The sequence below is a fragment of the Buchnera aphidicola (Stegophylla sp.) genome (genome assembly GCF_005080785.1).
GTDB lineage: Bacteria > Pseudomonadota > Gammaproteobacteria > Enterobacterales > Enterobacteriaceae > Buchnera_L > Buchnera_L aphidicola_AQ.
On record NZ_CP032998.1, the window covers coordinates 94,571 to 115,736 of the forward strand.

The 21,166-nt window shown below is 25.0% G+C and carries 16 protein-coding genes and 1 tRNA gene; 10 read left to right on the forward strand and 7 right to left on the reverse strand.

The features are described 5' to 3' along the window. Positions 1-778 precede the first annotated feature (778 nt). A complete protein-coding gene (gene rplY, locus D9V79_RS00440; protein WP_158351622.1) occupies positions 779-1,078 on the forward strand; it encodes a 50S ribosomal protein L25 in 300 nt (99 codons plus the stop codon). 20 nt (positions 1,079-1,098) lie between these two features. Further along, positions 1,099-1,172 (forward strand) — tRNA-Pro (locus D9V79_RS00445). A 50-nt stretch (positions 1,173-1,222) separates the two neighbouring features. Here the strand turns inward: D9V79_RS00445 and D9V79_RS00450 are convergent. Beyond that, on the reverse strand, positions 1,223-1,972 hold the full coding sequence (locus D9V79_RS00450) for a DedA family protein (RefSeq protein ID WP_158351624.1): 750 nt from the start codon (positions 1,970-1,972) through the stop codon (positions 1,223-1,225). A gap of 364 nt (positions 1,973-2,336) precedes the next feature. Here D9V79_RS00450 and rsmA point away from each other — a divergent pair, with 364 nt between their 5' ends. Together rsmA and D9V79_RS00460 are read left to right on the forward strand one after the other, a co-directional pair. After that, positions 2,337-3,152 carry a 16S rRNA (adenine(1518)-N(6)/adenine(1519)-N(6))-dimethyltransferase RsmA gene (rsmA, locus tag D9V79_RS00455; RefSeq protein ID WP_158351626.1) on the forward strand — a complete coding sequence of 272 codons (816 nt, stop codon included), beginning with the start codon at positions 2,337-2,339 and terminating at the stop codon, positions 3,150-3,152. A 33-nt stretch (positions 3,153-3,185) separates the two neighbouring features. Further along, a complete protein-coding gene (locus D9V79_RS00460) occupies positions 3,186-4,001 on the forward strand; it encodes a symmetrical bis(5'-nucleosyl)-tetraphosphatase (protein ID WP_158351628.1) in 816 nt (271 codons plus the stop codon). Here D9V79_RS00460 and carB read toward each other — a convergent pair whose 3' ends face one another. The 4 genes from carB to ileS form a co-directional block, all read right to left on the reverse strand. Beyond that, complete coding sequence (gene carB, locus D9V79_RS00465; protein ID WP_158351630.1) at positions 4,002-7,241, reverse strand: carbamoyl-phosphate synthase large subunit; 3,240 nt, start codon at positions 7,239-7,241, stop codon at positions 4,002-4,004. 13 nt (positions 7,242-7,254) lie between these two features. Then, positions 7,255-8,385, reverse strand: coding sequence for a glutamine-hydrolyzing carbamoyl-phosphate synthase small subunit (gene carA / locus D9V79_RS00470; protein ID WP_158351632.1), 1,131 nt, complete (start codon positions 8,383-8,385; stop codon positions 7,255-7,257). A 62-nt stretch (positions 8,386-8,447) separates the two neighbouring features. Beyond that, positions 8,448-9,248 carry a 4-hydroxy-tetrahydrodipicolinate reductase gene (gene dapB, locus D9V79_RS00475; RefSeq protein ID WP_158351634.1) on the reverse strand — a complete coding sequence of 267 codons (801 nt, stop codon included), beginning with the start codon at positions 9,246-9,248 and terminating at the stop codon, positions 8,448-8,450. A gap of 288 nt (positions 9,249-9,536) precedes the next feature. Next, positions 9,537-12,350: an isoleucine--tRNA ligase gene (ileS, locus tag D9V79_RS00480; RefSeq protein WP_158351636.1), complete on the reverse strand. Its 2,814-nt coding sequence runs from the start codon at positions 12,348-12,350 to the stop codon at positions 9,537-9,539. A 193-nt stretch (positions 12,351-12,543) separates the two neighbouring features. Between ileS and rpsT the strand changes: the two genes are divergently transcribed. Continuing rightward, positions 12,544-12,795 (forward strand): 30S ribosomal protein S20, encoded by a 252-nt coding sequence (gene rpsT, locus D9V79_RS00485; protein ID WP_158351638.1) that lies wholly within the window; start codon positions 12,544-12,546, stop codon positions 12,793-12,795. Between the two features lie 188 nt (positions 12,796-12,983). Here the strand turns inward: rpsT and dnaJ are convergent, their stop codons facing one another. Together dnaJ and dnaK are read right to left on the reverse strand one after the other, a co-directional pair. Next, the gene (gene dnaJ, locus D9V79_RS00490; protein ID WP_158351640.1) at positions 12,984-14,135 is read right to left on the reverse strand and encodes a molecular chaperone DnaJ; all 1,152 of its coding nucleotides are present in this window, start codon (positions 14,133-14,135) and stop codon (positions 12,984-12,986) included. A gap of 100 nt (positions 14,136-14,235) precedes the next feature. Continuing rightward, positions 14,236-16,152, reverse strand: coding sequence for a molecular chaperone DnaK (gene dnaK / locus D9V79_RS00495; protein ID WP_158351642.1), 1,917 nt, complete (start codon positions 16,150-16,152; stop codon positions 14,236-14,238). A 308-nt stretch (positions 16,153-16,460) separates the two neighbouring features. Here dnaK and ndhC point away from each other — a divergent pair, with 308 nt between their 5' ends. Genes ndhC through nuoF form a run of 5 tightly spaced genes read left to right on the forward strand, consistent with a single transcriptional unit; the run spans position 16,461 to position 21,116 of the window. After that, a complete protein-coding gene (gene ndhC, locus D9V79_RS00500) occupies positions 16,461-16,784 on the forward strand; it encodes an NADH-quinone oxidoreductase subunit A (RefSeq protein WP_158352154.1) in 324 nt (107 codons plus the stop codon). 25 nt (positions 16,785-16,809) lie between these two features. Then, positions 16,810-17,484, forward strand: a complete 675-nt coding sequence (locus tag D9V79_RS00505) for an NADH-quinone oxidoreductase subunit B (protein WP_158351644.1) — start codon at positions 16,810-16,812, stop codon at positions 17,482-17,484. 46 nt (positions 17,485-17,530) lie between these two features. Further along, a complete protein-coding gene (gene nuoC / locus D9V79_RS00510) occupies positions 17,531-19,273 on the forward strand; it encodes an NADH-quinone oxidoreductase subunit C/D (protein ID WP_158351646.1) in 1,743 nt (580 codons plus the stop codon). Positions 19,274-19,296: 23 nt separating this feature from the next. Then, entirely contained in the window at positions 19,297-19,776 is a 480-nt protein-coding gene (nuoE, locus tag D9V79_RS00515) for an NADH-quinone oxidoreductase subunit NuoE (RefSeq protein WP_158351648.1), read from the forward strand. Continuing rightward, positions 19,773-21,116 (forward strand): NADH-quinone oxidoreductase subunit NuoF, encoded by a 1,344-nt coding sequence (gene nuoF / locus D9V79_RS00520; protein ID WP_158351650.1) that lies wholly within the window; start codon positions 19,773-19,775, stop codon positions 21,114-21,116. Before nuoE ends, nuoF begins: the two co-directional genes overlap by 4 nt. Positions 21,117-21,166 lie beyond the last annotated feature (50 nt).

Here is a 21,166-nt window from a genome sequence, read left to right on the forward strand (position 1 = left end):
ATTAATTATATAATTGATTATTGTATAATAAATAATTTTACTTTAATAAAATATATTATTGAGTATTTATTTTATATATTCGTATTGTATAATATAATGATTAAAATATTATAATAAAAATATTTTTTGTATTATTAAATTATTATTATAATTGGGTATAATTATTTTTTTTACTAAGTGAAGATATTTGAAAATATAATATTTCAAAAATGTTATTTATTATATTATTTTTGAAGTTGGGAATAATTTATTTTTTATTTTATTGTTTAAAATATATTTAATTTAATATTTTAGAAAATGTAATATAATTACCATTTGATTCATTGTTTTGAATACAATGTATGAAAGATAATTTTATTTTTTTTAGTAGTATTAAAATACTGTATGATATTATAATCAAAATATTTTATTGTATAAATAACATGTTTGAATAAATATATTATATTTTATATGTATTATAGTATTATAAATATGATATAATTATATTGTAATTATTATTTTTATTTTTTAATATATTATAGAAAATATTTTTTATTTTATGATTTTAATTAGGAATATATCTTATAAACTGTAAAATTGTACTTATTGATTATGATATATTTTTATTTTTATTTGTTATCAATAATGACTATATCGAATAAAATTATAAAGTATCATTTTGATATATATAAGATTTATTATAAATAGTAAATTGTACATTGTACTATTTGAATATTTTATTGATTTATTTATTTAAATGGTTTGAGTGTATAACAATTTTATAATATTAGGAAAAAATATGTTTTTAATACATGGAAATATTCGTATCAATCAAGGAACATGTTATAGTAGACGATTAAGAAGATTACATAATAAGATTCCATGTGTTATGTATGGTAATCAACAACCAGTTATTTATATTGAATTGGATCATGATTTAGTTTTTAATATGCAAAGAGATTCTAAATTTTATAATAGTATAATTATTTTAGTAGTTAATAAATTGAAATATACAGTTATTGTTAAAGAAGTACAACGTCATTGTTTTAAATTAAAATTACTACATATTGATTTTTATATTAAATCCGTTATGATATAATAAATATTTTATTCATCTTTCGGTACGTAGCGCAGTTTGGTAGCGCACTGTCATGGGGTGCCAGGGGTCAGAGGTTCAAATCCTCTCGTACCGATTGTATGATTTATTTTGAATTTTTAATATGATTGAGATGTTTGATATATTTTATAATAATTGTTTGAAAATTATTATTATTAAATAATATTGAGTATAAAGAAAAATCGTACTTCCAATTAATAAATCAATAATTATGCAAAAAATAATATTTTTTTTTGAGAATATTTGAGATATTTTCTTTTGTTTTTTATTTTTCCATAATTTCCAACATAACCAACATCCATGCCATAGAATACATGGAATAATTATTGATGTCCATGTGAATGAATTTTTTATCGGATAAATAAAAAAGGAAGTATTTATCATAATACTAGTTATAATTCCTGGTAAGAAGTATATTAAGGGCCATAAAATACATCCGATAACACTAGGAATTAAAAATTTTTTTATGGGAATTTTTAACATTCCAGCAATCATTGGTATTAATGGTCTAGTAGGTCCAATAAATTTTCCAATTAATATTGTTAGCATACTATATTGATGTATAGTTGCTTTGATTTTATTAAATATTTTTATATTTTTCTGAAATAATTTGTTTTTGTATATCCATTTTTTGCATTTCCATCCGATATAGTATGAAATACAATCACCTAAAAAACATCCTATAATTCCACTAATCCATGTCGAATATAATGATAATTGTTTATTACCAATCATGATACCAATGGTAGTCATGAGTACAATACCAGGTATTAATAAACCAATTAGTGCTAGTGATTCTAGAAAAGTGATTATTGCAATAATTACAAAAGCGTAAGATAGAGATTGTGTTAAAAAATACTTAAGCCATTCTTCCATAAAGTATGATCTTTTGTAGTGGTAATTAATTATAATCATGTATTCTATTATAATAAAATATATTTTTATATTATAAATATATTTTTATATAAAATATATTAATATTATCAAATTATTTTAATGAATTATAATATTTCTATAAATTTTCATTAATATATTACAATAATTATATTGTAATAAATATTAATATTAATGAATATTTTAATTGTTAAAATTATTTTTTATTGTATAATATAATAAAATTAATATATTATAAATATATATATTAAAATATGTTATATAATTAATATCATGTATAATATAATATGTTTAGTATCTAATTATTTATAATTTATTTTATTATATATTTTAAACATAATAGTTGATGAATATTATTTTGTTAAAACCGTATGTTGCTAAAAAAAAATTTGGTCAGCATTTTTTATGTAAAAGAAGTATTGTTAATAAAATTATTAATATTCTTAATCCGAAGAAACATGAATTATTAATAGAAGTAGGACCAGGGTTAGCATCGTTAACTAAACCTATATGTAATATATTAGATAAATTAATTGTTATTGAATTAGATAAAGAATTATCGAAATTTTTAATACAGAGCCAATTGAGTCAAAAAATAAAAATATTTATACAAGATGTAAATATTTTTGATTTTCGTGAAATTGCAGTTAAAACTTATAGATTATTACGTATTTTTGGTAATTTACCTTATAATATTTCAGTTTCATTTATATTATATTTGATACAGTTTAAAACATATATTTTTGATATGTATTTTATGGTTCAGAAAGAAGTAGCAGAACGTTTTGTTGCATTACCTGGCAGTAAACTATATGGTAGATTAAGTGTTATTTCTCAGTGTTACTATGATATTTTTTTATGTTTTCATGTTTTACCAATTTCTTTTTTTCCTGAGCCTCAAGTACAATCTATTTTTATAAAAATAACACCGAAAATATTATCTTTATATTCTAAATATCATATAAATTGTTTAAACATTGTTACGTTAGCAGCATTTCAAAAAAGAAGAAAAATGTTAAAAAATAGTTTATCTAATATTTTTACAGAAGATACATTATTATATTTAGGTATTAATCCGTTTGAACGAGCAGAAAATGTTTCAGTATTTAATTATTGTAAAATGGCTAATTTTTTGTATTTTTCAAAATATAATAAAAATTAATTTTATTAATTATGTTATCATATAAGGATTTTTATGAGTATTTATTTAACTAGTGATATTCATGGTTGTTATAATAAATTACAAGTATTATTAAAAAAAATATCTTTCAATCCTGATTATGATTCTTTATGGGTTGCGGGTGATTTGGTATCAAGGGGTCAACAATCTTTAGAAGTGTTACGTTTTTTAAAATCTTTAGGCACAAGAGTAAAGATTGTTTTAGGAAATCATGATATAAGAGCAATTTTAATATATTTTGGTATAAAAAATTTTGATAAAAATGATAATTTAAAAGTATTATTTGAATCACATGATTCAGATGTATTAATAGATTGGTTAAGAAAACAGCCACTATTTATTGTAGATAAAAAACAGAAAATAATTATGGTTCATGCTGGTGTTTATCCATTATGGGATATTAATACTGTTCAAAATTATTCAAATATAATAGAATATTATTTGTCTAGTGAAAATTATATTGATTTTTTAAAAAAAATTAAACATACAAGTTCGTGTTGTTTATGGAAAGAAAATATGAGTTATTTAGAACAAATAAAATTTAGTATTAATATTTTTACGAGAATGCGTTATTGTTATTTAAATAAATTGTTAGATATGAGATATAAATGTTCTCCGAATGAATTATATAACAAAACATGTTTAAAACCTTGGTTTACTTTTAAAAATTTAATCCCTAAAAAATATTCAATTTTTTTTGGTCATTGGGCATCTTTACCTAAAAAGATTATATCATATAATAATAATATTATATCTTTAGATACTGGTTGTTGTTGGGGGAGAGAATTAAGCATAATAAGATGGAATGACAAAATGTGGTTTCGATCATAATTATGATATTGATAGTATTTTATTTTTTTTATGCATATTTTGTAAAGTTAAAATGTTTTTATAGGGATTAACTTTTAAAGACATAATAGTAGCGTATGCAGCATTTACAGTAGTATCATAATGTATATTATATTTCATCGCTATATTACAAATTAATTTAGATTCTGAATATGATTGATGGTGTGATATATTGGTATCAATAATATATGAATATTCTTGGTTTTGTAAGTGATCGTGAATATTAGGTCTGGTTTCATGAATAGTGTTTACATGTCGAGCATGTATTCCTATTTTTTGGAGGATTTTATTTGTTTTTTTGGTTGCATCTAATTGAAATCCTAATTGTATTAGTTGTATTGCTAAGTTAATTACGTATTTTCTATCTGTTTTTTTGAATGATAGTAATACTTTTTTAGATTTTTTAATTCTAATATTTGTAGTACTTAACATAGCTTTAGAAAAAGCGTAAGGAAAACTTTTTCCAATACCCATAATTTCTCCAGTAGATTTCATTTCTGGACCTAATATAACATTCACTTCAGAAAATTTATTAAATGGTAAAATAGATTCTTTGATAGAAAAATAATATGGGATAATTTCTTTAGTATATCCTTGTTGTTTCAGTGTTATACCATTCATAACCCTAGCAGCTATTTTAGCTAATGGAATACCAATAGATTTTGATACAAATGGAATAGTACGTGATGCTCTAGGATTAACTTCTATAATATATATATTATTATTTTGAATAGCTAATTGTGTATTCATTAATCCTTTTACAGATAAAGCAAAAGCTAATTGAATAATTTGTTTTTTTATTTTTTCTTGTATTTCAGTTTTTATTGTATATGTTGGTATAGAACAAGCAGAATCACCAGAATGTACACCAGCTTGTTCAATATGTTCCATAATTCCACCAATTAAAACGTTTTTACCATCACAAATAATGTCGACATCTACTTCTGTTGCATTTTCTAAATAATGGTCTAGTAATATCGGATTATGAATTGAAGGTTTAAGAATGTTATTGAAGTAGTGTATGAGATTTTTTTTATTGTATACAATTTGCATATATCTTCCACCTAAAACATATGATGGACGTACCATAATAGGATATGTAATTATTTCAGATTGTAATATACCTTCTTTTATTGTAGTAATAGTAGCGTTTTTAGGTTGTTTAAATTTTAAAGATGATACAATTTTTTGAAATTTATTTCTATCTTCTGCTTGATCAATAGAGTGTGAATTAGTTCCAATAATTGGTATATTTGATTTTTCTAATTTTTTCGCTAATTTTAAAGGTGTTTGTCCTCCATATTGAATGATTATACCTTTTGGTTTTTCAATACGAGCAATTTCTAATACATTTTCTACAGTGATAGGTTCAAAATATAGTTTATCAGATATATCATAATCTGTAGAAACTGTTTCAGGATTGCAATTAATCATAATAGTTTCATATCCATCTTCTCGTAATGCTTGCGATGCATGTACACAGCAATAATCGAATTCTATTCCCTGACCAATTCTATTTGGTCCTCCACCTAATATAATAATTTTTTTTTTCGTTATATTAATATTCGATTCACATTCATCTTCCCATGTGGAATACATATATGCAGTCTTTGTATTAAATTCTGATGAACATGTGTCTATTCTTTTGTATACAGGATGTAAATTATAATGATGACGAATTTTTCTGATTTTTTTTTCAGAAGTATGCATTAATTCAGCTATTCTTAAATCAGAAAAACCTTTTTTCTTTATTTTATATAGAAATTGATAATTTATTTTTTGTATTGGTGTATTGATAATAATATTTTCAGTATGAATAATATTTTTTATTTGTGTTAAAAACCATGGGTCTATATGTGTTAATTGATAAATATCGTTAATAGACCATCCTATTCTTAATGCATCAGCAATATACCATAATCTTTTAGAACCTGGGTTTTTTAATTCATATTGTATTTTTTTTTTATTTTTTAAATTGTGAATATTGATTTGTGTATTAAAACCACTATATCCAATTTCTAATCCTTGAATAGCTTTTTGAATAGATTCTTGAAAGTTTCGTCCGATCGCCATAACTTCACCGACGGATTTCATTTGAGTGGTTAATCGATCATTACAACCTACAAATTTTTCAAAATTAAATCTTGGAATTTTAGTAACTACATAATCTATAGTTGGTTCAAAAGAAGCTGGGGTATTTGAAGTAATATCATTTTTTAATTCATCTAATGTGTAACCAATAGCTAATTTAGCAGCAATTTTTGCTATAGGAAAACCTGTTGCTTTAGAAGCTAAAGCAGATGATCGAGACACTCTAGGATTCATTTCGATAACTATCATATTATTATTTTTTTGATTAATAGCAAATTGAACATTTGCACCTCCTGTTTCTACACCAATTTCTTGTAATATTTTTATTGATGCATCTCGCATTTTTTGATATTCTTTATCAGTTAATGTTTGAGCTGGTGCTACTGTTATTGAATCTCCAGTATGTATACCCATTGGATCTATATTTTCAATACTACATATTATAATACAATTATTGTTTTTATCTCTTATTACTTCCATTTCATATTCTTTCCATCCTATTAAAGATTCATCAATTAATAATTCTTGATTGTGTGATAAACTAAATCCTTTTTTGCATATTATTTTAAATTCTTCGAGATTATGTGCAATTCCTCCTCCTGAACCTCCCATGGTAAAGGATGGTCGAATAATACATGGAAATCCAATTTTTTTAGATATTTTTATAGCATGTTGTATATTTTTTGTGATATCACATTTTGCGGTTTTTAATCCAATTTTTTTAATACATTTTTTAAACATGTTTCTATTTTCTGATTTTTTAATTGATTCAATGTTAGCACCTATAACTTTAATATTATGTTTTGATATTATTCCTTTTTTATCTAATTCTAAAACACAATTTAATGCAGTTTGTCCACCCATAGTCGGTAATAATGCATCAGGTTTTTCTTTTTCAATAATTTTTTTTATTATTTTCCAATTGATAGGTTCAATATATGTAGAATCAGCTATATGAGGATCAGTCATAATTGTTGCTGGGTTAGAATTAATTAATATTATTCTATAACCTTCTTCTTTTAGTGCTTTACATGCTTGAGTTCCTGAATAATCAAATTCACAAGCTTGTCCAATAATAATGGGTCCTGCTCCAATAATTAGAATAGATTTAATATCATGACATTTTGGCATATCTTCCCTTATGTTAATATAGCTTTGGTGTATTGATTATATAATTAATAAATGTATTAAATAATGGTTTTGCATCGTGTGGTCCAGGGCTGGATTCTGGATGGCCTTGGAAACTGAAAGCACTTTTATTTATAATTTGAATTCCTTGTATTGTTTTGTCAAATAATGAAATATGTGTAATGTGAATGTTGTTAGGAATATTTTTATGATCAATAGTAAAATTATGATTTTGTGTTGTAATCATGACTTGTTTGGTTTGAATATTTTGTACAGGATGATTGCTACCATGATGCCCAAATTTCATTTTTATTATTTTTGCTCCTTGTGATAATGCTAATAACTGATGTCCTAAACAAATGCCAAAAGTAGGTATATTAATACGTATAATATTTTTAATGTTTGTAATAGCATTATTATAAAATCTGGGATCACCTGGACCATTGGAAAGTATGATTCCGTCAGGTTGAAGATGTAATATTTTTTTATAAGAAGTATCCGAAGGTACAATAGTGAAATAGCATCCATGTTTGGATAATATTTGTAAAATACTGTTTTTAATACCAAAATCATAAACTATAATGTGAAATAGTTTTTTTTTGTTTTTTATTGTTTTTTTTATAGTTATGTTTTTTGTAGGGGTCCAATGATAAATTTTTTTTTTGTTACTTGTTTGTACTAAATACATATTTTTGTGTTCATAAAAATTTTTTGTATATTTGTAAGCTAATGAAAAGTTATATTTTGTTATTATACAACCGTATTGTGTACCTTGGTTTCGTATTATTCTAGTAATTTTTCTAGTATCAAGATTCGATATTCCTATAATATGATGATATTTTAAATATTCAGAAAGATTATATATGCTATCACAATGATTATTTGATAAAGATATGTCACGTATAATAATACCTTTTACTTGGATATGATTGGATTCTGTATCATATTTATTAATTCCGGTATTGCCAATATGGGGATATGTAAATGTAATAATTTGATTTTTATATGATGGATCAGTAAGGATTTCTTGGTATCCCGTCATAGAGGTATTAAAAACTATTTCTCCAATAGTGATTCCGTTATATCCTATAGATTTTCCTTGAAATATTGTTCCATCTTCTAATACTAATAGTGCATATTGTGTCAAATGATTCTCCTATAATAATTATTGAAGATTATTATTATTTTTTTCATATTTTAAATTTATTGTTATATATTTAATACATCCATCATATTATATAATCCAGGGTTTTGTTTTTGAATCCAAATGGCTGCTTTTATGGCGCCTTTAGAAAAAGCATCTCTATTGTTTGCGATATGACTGATTTGAATTTTTTCACCTATTCCTGCATATATAATGGTATGTTCTCCTATTGTGTCACCTCCGCGTATTATAGAAAATCCAATTTTATTATTTTTTCTAGTTTGTGTGATTTCTTTTTTTCTATATATACTGCATTCTTCTAAATTCCATTTTTTATTTTTTGCAATAATTTCACCTATTTTTAAGGCTGTTCCTGATGGTGAATCTATTTTATTTCTATGATGTGATTCAAGAATTTCGATATCATATGATGAATCTAAAATTTGACTAGTTGTTTTTAGTAATTTAAAAATTAAGTTAATACCTACGCTAAAGTTGTATGAAAATACAATTCCAATATATTTAGAATAATTTTTAATAATATTTATTTCTTTTTGGTTAAAACCTGTGGTGCCAATAATAATATTTTTTTTATATGTTTTACATATTTCTAAGTATTGTAATGTTGATTTTGGTGTACTAAAGTCAATTAGTACATCAAATTGATGTATCTTATTTTTTAAATTTTCTATATTTTCAATAATTTCTATTTGTTTTTTTTGATTTAATTGAATATTATTTTTTTTTTTTTTTACTATCACAAAGTTAAGTAGGATATTTTTGTGTTTTTTTATTTCTTGAATTAAACTGGTTCCCATTCTTCCATATGCTCCAGTTATTGTAATGAGAATATTTTTTTTATTCATTTTTTATTTTCTTTAATTGTATTGTTATGAAGTAATTGAATATATATTTATGCGTAAATATATGTTGTATTTTGATATATTATGATTTTTATATTTTGAGACGTAAAATTTTTCATATATTTAAAATTGTAATAGTATGTATTAATATATAAACATTTTAAATTTTGTTTATAATATATATTGGTATATTATATTTATTAGTGTTTTAATAATGTTATTGTTATATAATTGTTCAATGTGTTTTAGTGAATAGTAAAATGTAGATAAATAATATTAAGTATAAAATTTTTATACAAATTGACGTTTTTCTCCATGACCATATATATTTTTATTACATCGATCACATAGATTTTTATCTTGTTTATATATATTATTTTGATTAAAATAATTCCAACATCTTGGACATTTTATACCTAAATATTTTTTTATTTTTATTTTGAATTTTTTGTTTTTTTTGTTTATATCAATATTTATATGTATATTTTTATAATGTTTAATTTTTACTTGAGATACTAAAAATATAAATTTTAATTCGTTTTTAAATATTTTTAAGGTATTATATAATTTTTGATTTATATATAGCGTCATAGAAGTTTCTAATGAACTTTTAATTTTTTTATTTTTTTTTTTTTTTTCTATTATTTTATTTACTTCTGATTTAATCGTAAATAATTGAATCCATATTTTATTTTTAATTATATTATTATCTAATAAATTGTCATATGGTAAATTTAACCATTCTTCAGTAAATAAACAATTATTATTTTTTTCTGGTAAGTAATTCCATATTTCATCTGCTGTAAATGATAAAATTGGTGTGATCCATCTAACTATAGAATGTATAATATAATACATAGCAGTTTGACAACTTCGTCTTAAAAGACTATTTTTATTTGTTGTATATTGCCTATCTTTAATAATGTCTAAATAAAAAGATCCTAATTCTACTGAACAAAATTTAATTATTTTTTGAACTATTTCATAAAATTTATAATTGTTATATAATTGAATAATTTTTTTTTGTATCACTTGGGTTTGGTGAATAATCCATTTATCTAAAATTATCATGTTAGAAAAACTTATTTTATGTATATTGGGTTGAAAATCATAAATATTTGCTAATAAAAATCTACTTGTATTACGAATTTTTCTATAATTATCGGATATTTGGTATAATATTTTTTTTGATATGATAACATCATTAGTATAATTTGTTGAGGCCACCCATAATCGTAATATATCTGCTCCGAAAGATTCTATAATTTCATTAGGAGTAATAATATTACCTATAGATTTTGACATTTTTTTCCCTTCTTTATCCATAGCAAAACCGTGTGTTAATAATTCTTGATATGGTATTGGTTTATTAATTGCTTGGGATATAATTAATGATGACATAAACCATCCTCTATATTGATCAGGTCCTTCTAAATACATATTAGTAATATTTTTTTGATTTTCTAAATTATATATTTTTAAAGTTTGTGTACATCCTGATTCAAACCATACGTCTAATATGTCATTGGATTTGTTATATTTTTTATAATCTTTTTTTATGATGTCTTTTTTTTTTATTTTCCACCATATTTCTGATCCTTTTAGATTAATGATATTTAATATTTTTTTAATTATGTTGTTTGTTTCAGGGTGTAATGTTCCTTTTTTTTTATGTGTAAAGATTGGAATTGGTATTCCCCATGTTCTTTGTCTTGATATACACCAATCGGGTCGATTAATTAACATATTTTTCATTAAACTATGACCCCATTTAGGAATCCATGTTACTTGATTGATTTGATTAATTGATTCTTCTTTTATTTTACTATTTTCAATATTAATAAACCATTGTGAAGTGGCTCGGAAAATAATAGGTGTTTTATGTCTCCAACAGTGGGGATAGGAATGCGTAATTGTATTTTCATATAATAATAAATTATTATTTTTAATTAAATTTATGATAATTTTATTACTTGTAAATATATTTTTTTTATTGATAGTGTGGTGTATGTTATTTTTATAATAACCTTTTGAATTGATAATATTTGTAATATTTATGTTATATTTTTTGCTAATTATGTAGTCGTCTGGTCCATAATCAGGTGCTATATGTACAGCTCCTGTTCCGGAATCTGAATTAACATGATGAGATAGTATGATTGGTAATTGAAAGTTAAGAAAGGGATGTAAAAATTTAGTAAATTCTAATTTTTTTCCTATTATTGTACTAACTACAGTCCATTGTTTGATGTTTATTTTTTTCATTACATTTAGGACTAATTTTTTTTCTACAATTATGTAGTATTTTTTTAATTTTATTAATTGATATTTAAAATAAGGATGTACTGCAATAGCTCGATTTGCAGGAAGAGTCCATGGTGTTGTTGTCCAAATTAATATATATATTGGATATATTAATTGGATAGGTATTATTTTTTTAAAAATATTATTGTTTATTATTTTAAACATCATTATAATTGATTCTGAAATTTTATTATGATATTCGACTTCTGCGTCTGCTAAAGATGATTGACAATTTAAACACCAATGAACTGGTTTAAATCCTTTATATAAGTGTTTGTTTTTAATAATTGTATTTAAATTTTTAATAACGTTTGATTCAAATTTGGGGCTCATAGTTAATTCAAAGTTTTTCCAATTGGCGAATATACCCAATCGTATAAAATCTTTTTTTTGTTTTTTCACTTGTTTCATTGCATAATTTCGACATAAATTTCGAAATTTATTTTTTGTTATATTTTGATTTGGTGTACCAAATTTTTGTTCAATGATATGTTCAATGGGTAGTCCATGACAATCCCAAATGGGGGTATATGGAGTATTAAATCCGGATAGAGTTTTAGATTTAATAATAATATCTTTTAAAATTTTATTTATAGCATGTCCAATATGAATATTGCCGTTAGCATATGGTGGTCCATCATGAAGTAAGAAAATTTTTTTTTTTTGATTTTTTTGTCTAATTATTTGGTATATATCATATTTTTGCCATTTTTTGAGAATATTAGGTTCTTGGATTGTTAAATTTCCTTTCATTGGAAAATTAGTTTTTGGTAAATTGAGTGTGTTTTTATAATGATTCATTGGATCCTTATTATTTTTGAATATAATATAGATTTTAGAGTTTTACATTGTTATATTTATTATTTATTTTTTATATTAATAATATTGTGTAAAAATTTTTTATATTGAAAAAATAAATTTTATTTTTATAAATATTGTTATAATTATTGTTATATATTGGGTAAGAATGTTTGACATGCAATGAGAGGCTAATATGGCGAATATTAAATCGTCTAAACAACATAATATAAAATCTCAAAGAAAACGATGTTATAACACCAGTCGAAAATCGATGTTACGTACTTTTATGAAAAAAGTATTTTTAGCTATTACTTTAAAAAAAAAAAATATTGCTATGAAGGAATTTTATCATGTTCAATCTATTTTAGATAGATTGGCGATGAAAAAAATAATACATAAAAATACAGTATCACAATATAAATTGCGTTTTATTTTTAACAATTAATCATTTATTTTGAATGTAGGTGTGTGTTGGGGGGGATAGATTAGCGATGCAAAATAATACATAACAATACAGTATCACAATATAAATTGCTAACAATTAATCATTTATTTTTTATTTTAGCAGTGTTATTTTTTAATAAAATTATTACTTCATATAGTTGTTTGTATTATGAAGAAATATAATAAATATTATTTTGTTAAGTTTTCAAAAAATTTTTTAATACCGTCAAAGAATCTTTTTGATTTAGGGTTATTATTTGTTTGATTATTATAATTTAAACTTTTTTCTAGTTTTTTAATAATGTTTTTTTGTTTTTCATTCAATTGTACTGGTGTTTCGACTATAATTCGACATATTAAATCTCCTATTTTATTAGTACGAATTGAATGAATTCCTTTCCCTTTAATCCGGAGTAATTTTCCAGATTGCGTTTCCGAAGGTATTTTAATTTTTATTTTTCCATGTAATGTAGGTACTTCTATGGTGCCGCCTAAAACAGCCATACAAAAATTGATTGGAATATCACAATATAAATTATTTTCTTTTCTTTCAAAAATGGGGTGTTTTTTTATTATAATTTGAACATACAGATCACCAGGTAATGTTCTGTTTGGTCCTGTTTGACCTTCATTGGGGATTTTAATTTTATCATTAGTTTCTATACCGGATGGAATATTAACTAATATTTTTTTGTTAAATGGAACTTTACCTTTTCCTTGACATGATAAGCATGGGTTAGTAATGATTTTCCCTTTGCCTTGACAATATGAACATGTTTGTTGAACGGTAAAAAAACCTTGTTTTGTATATGTTTGGCCACGACCATGGCATACGTGACATGTATCTAAGGCTTTTCCTAATTTAGATCCACTTCCATAACATGCAGTACATTTTTTGGTTGATGGTATTAATATTTCTTTACTCGTACCTTGAACTGATTCTTCTAAATTAATTTCTAGATTATATTGTAGATCTGATCCTTTTTGATTTTTTTTTTGGTAGCTATGACTATTTCCGAATATATCACTAAAAACATCTCCAAATATGTCTCCAAAATCTGCATTAGAGTGAGAAAAGTGATTTTCAAATGGGTTTTCGGTATTGTTGTTATTGTATTCAAAATTGGCATGTCCATATTGATCATATGCTTCTCTTTTTTGGGGATTAATTAATATTTCGTATGCTTCTTTAATTATTTTAAACTTTTTTTCTGAATTTTTATTACCTTGATTTCGATCAGGGTGGTATTTCATGGCTAATTTTTTATATGATTTTTTTATTTCGCGAGAGTTCGCGGTTTTAGAAATTCCTAAGATTTGATAATAATCTTTTTTTATCATGATGATATCCTAATGTAATATGATTTGACGGGTATACAATGATACATCTCAAACCCGTTTTAATAATTGTAAGAATATTATTTTATTGTTTATGATAATTTTATTTTTTTGGTTCTTTAATTTCTTCAAATTCTGCATCAACAGCGTTGTCATTTTTTTGATGAGCAGATGTATCATTTTGGTTATTTTGTTCATTTGTTGTTGTATTATTAGATAAATTATTTAATTGGGAAGTTTTTTGGATTAATATTTGTATTTTATTTTCTATTTCAGATTTATTTTCTAATTTTAATGCGTTTTCTAAATTGTTAATTGCTACTTGTATTTCTTGTTCGTCTTGAGGATTTAATTTATTTTTTAATTCTGATAATTGTTTTCTTGTACTATGTAAAATTTGATCACCTTGGTTTTTTATTTTAATTAGTTCTTCAAATTGTCGATCAGATTCAGAGTTTTTTTCTGCATCGGAAATCATTTTTTTAATTTCATCTTCGTGTAATCCTGAAGATGATTTAATGGTGATTTTTTGTTCTTTTCCTGTTTTTTTATCTTTTGCAGAAACGTGTAATATTCCATCTGCATCAATATCGAATGTTACTTCGATTTGTGGAATACCTCTAGGAGCAGGTTGGATACCATCTAAATTAAATTGTCCTAATGGTTTGTTATCTATTGCTCTTTTTCTTTCACCTTGTAGAACATGTATAGTAACTGCTGATTGATTATCTTCTGCTGTTGAAAACACTTGACTGTGTTTTGTTGGAATAGTGGTGTTTTTGCTAATTAATGTTGTCATAATTCCACCCATTGTCTCAATTCCTAAAGATAATGGAGTTACATCTAGCAACAATACGTCTTTTACATCTCCTGATAATACTCCACCTTGTACTGCAGCTCCTATAGCTACTGCTTCATCTGGATTAACATCTTTTCTTGGTTCTTTATTAAAGAATTTGGAGACTTTAGATTGTACGAGAGGCATTCTTGTTTGACCTCCCACTAAAATAACATCATGTATATCTGAGATAGATAAATTAGCATCTTTTAAGGCAGTTTGTAATGGTACTATAGATTTATTAATTAAATCTTCAACTAAGGATTCTAATTTGGATCGAGTTACTTTTAAGGTTAAGTGTTTTGGTCCATTGGCGTCAGCTGTAATATATGGTAAGTTGATATCACTATGTTGTGTAGATGAAAGTTCTATTTTAGTTTTTTCTGCTGCTTCTTTTAAACGTTGCATAGCTAGTGAATCATGTCGTAAATCAATACCTTGTTCTTTTTTAAATTCTGATACTAAATAGTTAATTAATCGACTATCAAAATCTTCTCCTCCTAAATGTGTGTCTCCATTAGTTGAAAGTACTTCAAAAGTTTTTTCTTTATCTACACTATCTATTTCAATAATAGAAATATCGAATGTACCACCACCTAGATCATATACTGCTATTATTTTATTACCTGGACTTTTATCTAGTCCATATGCTAAAGCGGCAGCAGTAGGTTCATTTATAATACGTTTTACTTTTAATCCTGCAATTTTTCCAGCATCTTTTGTTGCTTGTCTTTGTGCATCATTAAAGTATGCTGGTACAGTGATAACAGCTTGTGTTATTGTTTCACTTAAATAGTCTTCTGCTGTTTTTTTCATTTTTTTTAGAATTTCAGCAGAAATTTGAGGTGGTGCTATATGTTTTCCTGTAATATTAATCCATGCATCACCGTTTTTGGAATTGATAATTTGGTAAGGCATGATTTTAATGTCTCGTTGTACTTCTTCATCTTTAAATTTTCTACCAATTAATCTTTTAATAGCAAATAGTGTATTTTTTGGATTTGTAATAGCTTGTCTTTTAGCAGGTTGGCCAACTAAAATTTCTCCAGTTTTCGTATATGCAATAATAGAGGGGGTAGTGCGATCACCTTCTGAATTTTCTAATACTTTGGCTTGTTTGCCTTCCATAATAGCCACACAGGAGTTTGTAGTACCTAAATCGATACCAATAATTTTACTCATTTTATACCTCTACATTTGTATTTAAAGTACTGTAAGTTTGTTAATAATATGTAATTAATGGGGGCATTTATGATTTCATCAAGGTTAAATAAAAAATATTTTAATAAAAATCATTATATTTTAATATTGATTATTTTATAAAATTTTTAATATAATATGATAATGTTTATATATTTCATATAATATGAAATTATTATTTTTTGAATTATTTGTTTATTTTATAATAAAATTATGGAGGGTCTACATTGTTGTCTCAAAGTTATAATTTTTTGATATTTATTATTTTTTCATTTAGTATTTGTGGAATTATGTTATTAGGAGGTTGGTTATTAGGAGGACGTACTATATCTAGGAACAAACATACACCTTTTGAATCTGGTATCGTACCTTATGGTGATACAAATCTTCGTTTTTTTATTAAATTTTATTTGGTATCTGTGTTTTTTGTTATTTTTGATGTAGAAATTTTATATTTATATGCTTGGGCAATAAATTTAAAAAGTTTAGGTTGGATAGGATTTTTCGAAATATTAATTTTTATTTTTATTTTATTATTATCTTTGATGTATTTAATTAAAAATCGAGTATTAAGTGAGTCTGCAAAAGTATATAATAAATATATGCATAGTTAATATTTTATTTTTTTACGGGAAAATTATGGAATATACTTTAACTCGAATTAATATAAATGATCAACATGAAAACTATCCGAGACATGTTAAAAAAAACGTTCAAGATCCTTTGGATATTCATGTGAATAAAAATGTGTTTACAGGAAAATTAACTTTATTATTACATAAATTAGTTAATTGGAGTCGAAAAAATTCTTTATGGCCTTATAATTTTGGGTTATCATGTTGTTATGTTGAAATGGTAACATCATTTACTTCAGTACACGATGTTTCTAGGTTTGGATCTGAAGTGCTTCGAGCTTCACCAAGACAATCTGATGTTATGGTGATATCTGGTACACCGTTTATTAAAATGGTACCTGTCATACAAAGATTATATGATCAAATGTTAGAACCTAAATGGGTCATTTCAATGGGATCATGTTCTAATTCTGGGGGTATGTATGATATTTATTCTGTTGTTCAAGGTGTAGATAAATTTCTTCCAGTAGATATTTATGTTCCTGGATGTCCTCCTAGACCTGAAGCATATATACAAGCATTAATGTTACTTCAAAAATCGATTACTAAGGAACGTCGTCCATTATCGTGGATTGTTGGAGAACAAGGTATATATAAAGCTAATATGACATCTCAAAAGTTAATAAAACATACAATGAGATCTGAGGTTTATGATTTAAATTCTTCTGATAATATTTAAATATATTATTTTTTTATATAATAATTATTAAATAATTTGAGTTTGTATGATAAATTTAATTTTTCAGGAATTATGTAATAGTTTTCAAAATTATTCATTTGTTTGTCAAGATACTTGTATTGATTGTCCAGTGATTTGGGTTGATCGTAGTATATTATTGCAAGTAATACGATTTTTAAAGCGTTATCCTAGATTATATAATATGTTATTTGATTTACATGGTGTAGATGAGCGGTTAAGGTTATATAAAAATAATTTACCTCAATCAGATTTTTCAGTTTTTTATCATTTAATTTCTATTGAAAATAATATTGATATTATTATAAAAGTGCCTTTATTATTGAATGATTTGAATATTCCTACATTAACAAAAGTTTTTTTAAATGCTAATTGGTATGAACGAGAAACTTGGGAAATGTTTGGTATTGTTTTTACTGGTCATCCTAATTTAAATCGTATTATTATGCCTAAAACATGGGTTGGTCATCCTTTAAGAAAGGATTATTCTGCTCGTGCTACGGAATTTAAACCGTTTTATTTAAATTCAAAAAAAGAAGATTTAGAAATGAGTGCATTATCTTTTAATCCTTTTGAGTGGGGATTAAAAAAAAATAATAAACATTCAGATTTTATGTTTTTAAATTTAGGACCTAATCATCCTTCAGCACATGGAGCATTTCGTATTGTATTACAATTGGACGGAGAAGAAATAGTAGATTGCATTCCTGATATTGGTTATCATCATCGTGGGGCAGAAAAAATGGCTGAACGTCAGTCTTGGCATAGTTATATTCCTTATACTGATCGTATTGAATATCTTGGTGGCTGTGTTAATGAAATGCCATATATATTAGCTATTGAAAAGTTGGCTCATATTTCTGTTCCGGATAGAGTTAAAGTGATTAGAGTAATGCTATCTGAATTGTTCCGTATAAATAGTCATTTATTATATATTTCTACTTTTATTCAGGATGTAGGTGCTATGACACCTGTATTTTTAGCTTTTACGGATCGTCAAAAAATTTATGATATTATTGAGGCAATTACTGGTGCTCGAATGCATCCTGCTTGGTTTAGGATTGGAGGAGTAGCACATGATTTACCAAATGGTTGGAATAAGTTATTGTTGGAGTTTTTACAATGGATGCCTAAAAGATTAAAATATTATATTCAAGTTGCTTTAAAAAATAGTATTTTAATTAGTCGCTCAAAAGGCGTGGCTTGTTATAATAAGGAAGAAGCATTATCTTGGGGTGTGACAGGTGCAGGATTACGAGCTACTGGGATAAATTTTGATGTTCGAAAAAAACGTCCATATTCAGGGTATGAAAATTTTGATTTTTCTATTCCACTTGGTGATGGGATTAGTGATTGTTATTCTAGGGTATTATTGAAAATTGAAGAGATTGAACAGAGTTTAATTATTTTAAATCAATGTTTGCATTATATGCCTAGCGGTCCTTTTAAATCTGATCATCCATTGACCACTCCTCCTTATAAGGATAAGACATTAAAGAATATTGAAACATTGATTACACATTTTTTACAAGTTTCTTGGGGCCCAATTATGCCTGTTAATGAAAGTTTTCAAATGATTGAAGCTACTAAAGGAATAAATAGTTATTATTTAATTAGTGATGGTGGAACCATGAGTTATCGAACTAGAATTCGAACACCAAGTTTTCCTCATTTACAACAAATACCTTCTGTTATTCGAGGTAGTTTAATATCTGATTTAATTGTATATTTAGGAAGCATTGATTTCGTTATGTCTGATGTAGATCGTTAAATATTATAATAGAATATAAAATTATGTTTAATAAAGATAAGCTAAATAAATTAGAATTGTGCAAGATATTAGAAGAAAAAAAAAATTATGAAACTTCTAAATCTGTATCTATTGAAGCGTTAAAAATTGTTCAACGTACCAGAGGGTGGATTTCTGATAATATGATGCAAGAAATTGCAAAAGTATTATGTATTTCAGAAAGTAGTTTAGAGGAAATAGCTACTTTCTATAATCAGATATATCGTCGACCTGTAGGTCGTCATATTATTCGATACTGTGATAGTGTTGTATGTTATATGTTGGGTTATAAACATGTTGTTAATAAATTAAAAACTATTTTAAATATTTGCCCTGGTCAAACTACTTGTGATAATCGATTTACTATATTACCTGTTTCGTGTTTAGGAAGTTGTGATAAAGCTCCTGTAATTATGATTAATGAGAATACTTATTCACGAGTGAATACTGATGGTATACCTATTTTATTAGAGAAATATAAATGAAAAAAATATTCAAGAAGCCTGAATCTCATCCTTTAACTTGGTGGTTAGATAATGAAGAAAATACAGTTTATATTAATGAATATTGTCAAAAAAATGGATATTCTGCTTTAAAAATGGTTTTAAAAAATTTAGAAAAAAAAGAAATTATTGATATTGTTAAATGTTCTGAACTTAAAGGTCGAGGTGGTGCAGGTTTTTATACTGGCGTTAAATGGAGTTTAATGCCAAAGAAAGAAATTGGTATTCCGAGATATCTAATATGTAATGCTGATGAAATGGAACCAGGGACTTTTAAAGATCGATTTTTATTAGAAAAAATACCTCATCAATTAATTGAAGGTATCATAATTGCCAGTTTTGCATTAGACATTTCTAGAGCTTATATTTTTTTAAGAGGTGAATATATAGATGCAGAGAGGATATTAAAAAGATCTATTAGTGAAGCAAAACAATTTGGTTATTTAGGCAATAATATTTTAAAAAGTGATTTTAGTCTTGATATTATTGTTCATACTGGTGCTGGAAGATATATTTGTGGAGAAGAAACAGCTTTGATTAATTCTTTAGAAGGACGTCGTGCTAATCCAAGAATTAAACCTCCATTTCCTGCTTGTGTTGGGCTGTGGGGTAAACCTACGTGTGTAAATAATGTTGAGACATTATCTAATATTCCTTCTATTTTATTACATGGTGTTGATTGGTATAAAAGTTTATCTTGTAGTAAAGATCAAGGAACAAAGTTAATGGGTTTTTCTGGCCAAGTTAATTATCCTGGATTATGGGAATTACCATTTGGTATATCTGCTCGAGAGATTTTAGAAGACTATTCTGGAGGTATGAAAAAAGGTTTGTTATTAAAAGCTTGGCAACCTGGTGGAGCGAGTACAGATTTTTTGATTGGTGATAATATTGATGTAAAAATGGATTTTGAAAGTATTTTTCAAGCAGGGAGTAGATTTGGGACTGGTATTGGAATGGTGGTAGATCATACTGTTAATATTGTATCATTAGTATGTAATTTGGAAGAGTTTTTTGCTCGTGAATCATGTGGTTTTTGTACACCTTGTAGAGATGGGTTACCTTGGATTGTAAAAATTTTGAGATCTATGGTTAATAAATCTGGAAGACAAGGTGATATTGAAATATTAGAAGATTTATGTATACAATTAGGTCCTGGAAAAACTGTTTGTGCACATGCTCCAGGAGCTATAGAACCGTTACAAAGTGCAATAAAATTGTTTAGATCTGAATTTGAAGATGGAATAGATGTTCAAAATTCAAAAAATATTTTAGATGTTAGTCCGAATATTCAATCCAATATGTTTAAACTAGATTTTTAAAATATTACTTATGTATTGGAATGTTTAAATATGTATTATATATTGTTTTT

What these genes read in the sequence shown, in the direction of transcription:
- rplY (WP_158351622.1), top strand. Translation starts at nt 779, where the DNA reads ATGTTTTTAATACATGGAAATATTCGTATCAATCAAGGAACATGTTAT.
- D9V79_RS00450 (WP_158351624.1), bottom strand. Translation starts at nt 1,972, where the DNA reads ATGGAAGAATGGCTTAAGTATTTTTTAACACAATCTCTATCTTACGCT.
- rsmA (WP_158351626.1), top strand. Translation starts at nt 2,337, where the DNA reads ATGAATATTATTTTGTTAAAACCGTATGTTGCTAAAAAAAAATTTGGT.
- D9V79_RS00460 (WP_158351628.1), top strand. Translation starts at nt 3,186, where the DNA reads ATGAGTATTTATTTAACTAGTGATATTCATGGTTGTTATAATAAATTA.
- carB (WP_158351630.1), bottom strand. Translation starts at nt 7,241, where the DNA reads ATGCCAAAATGTCATGATATTAAATCTATTCTAATTATTGGAGCAGGA.
- dapB (WP_158351634.1), bottom strand. Translation starts at nt 9,248, where the DNA reads ATGAATAAAAAAAATATTCTCATTACAATAACTGGAGCATATGGAAGA.
- ileS (WP_158351636.1), bottom strand. Translation starts at nt 12,350, where the DNA reads ATGAATCATTATAAAAACACACTCAATTTACCAAAAACTAATTTTCCA.
- rpsT (WP_158351638.1), top strand. Translation starts at nt 12,544, where the DNA reads ATGGCGAATATTAAATCGTCTAAACAACATAATATAAAATCTCAAAGA.
- dnaJ (WP_158351640.1), bottom strand. Translation starts at nt 14,135, where the DNA reads ATGATAAAAAAAGATTATTATCAAATCTTAGGAATTTCTAAAACCGCG.
- dnaK (WP_158351642.1), bottom strand. Translation starts at nt 16,152, where the DNA reads ATGAGTAAAATTATTGGTATCGATTTAGGTACTACAAACTCCTGTGTG.
- ndhC (WP_158352154.1), top strand. Translation starts at nt 16,461, where the DNA reads ATGTTATTAGGAGGTTGGTTATTAGGAGGACGTACTATATCTAGGAAC.
- D9V79_RS00505 (WP_158351644.1), top strand. Translation starts at nt 16,810, where the DNA reads ATGGAATATACTTTAACTCGAATTAATATAAATGATCAACATGAAAAC.
- nuoC (WP_158351646.1), top strand. Translation starts at nt 17,531, where the DNA reads ATGATAAATTTAATTTTTCAGGAATTATGTAATAGTTTTCAAAATTAT.
- nuoE (WP_158351648.1), top strand. Translation starts at nt 19,297, where the DNA reads ATGTTTAATAAAGATAAGCTAAATAAATTAGAATTGTGCAAGATATTA.
- nuoF (WP_158351650.1), top strand. Translation starts at nt 19,773, where the DNA reads ATGAAAAAAATATTCAAGAAGCCTGAATCTCATCCTTTAACTTGGTGG.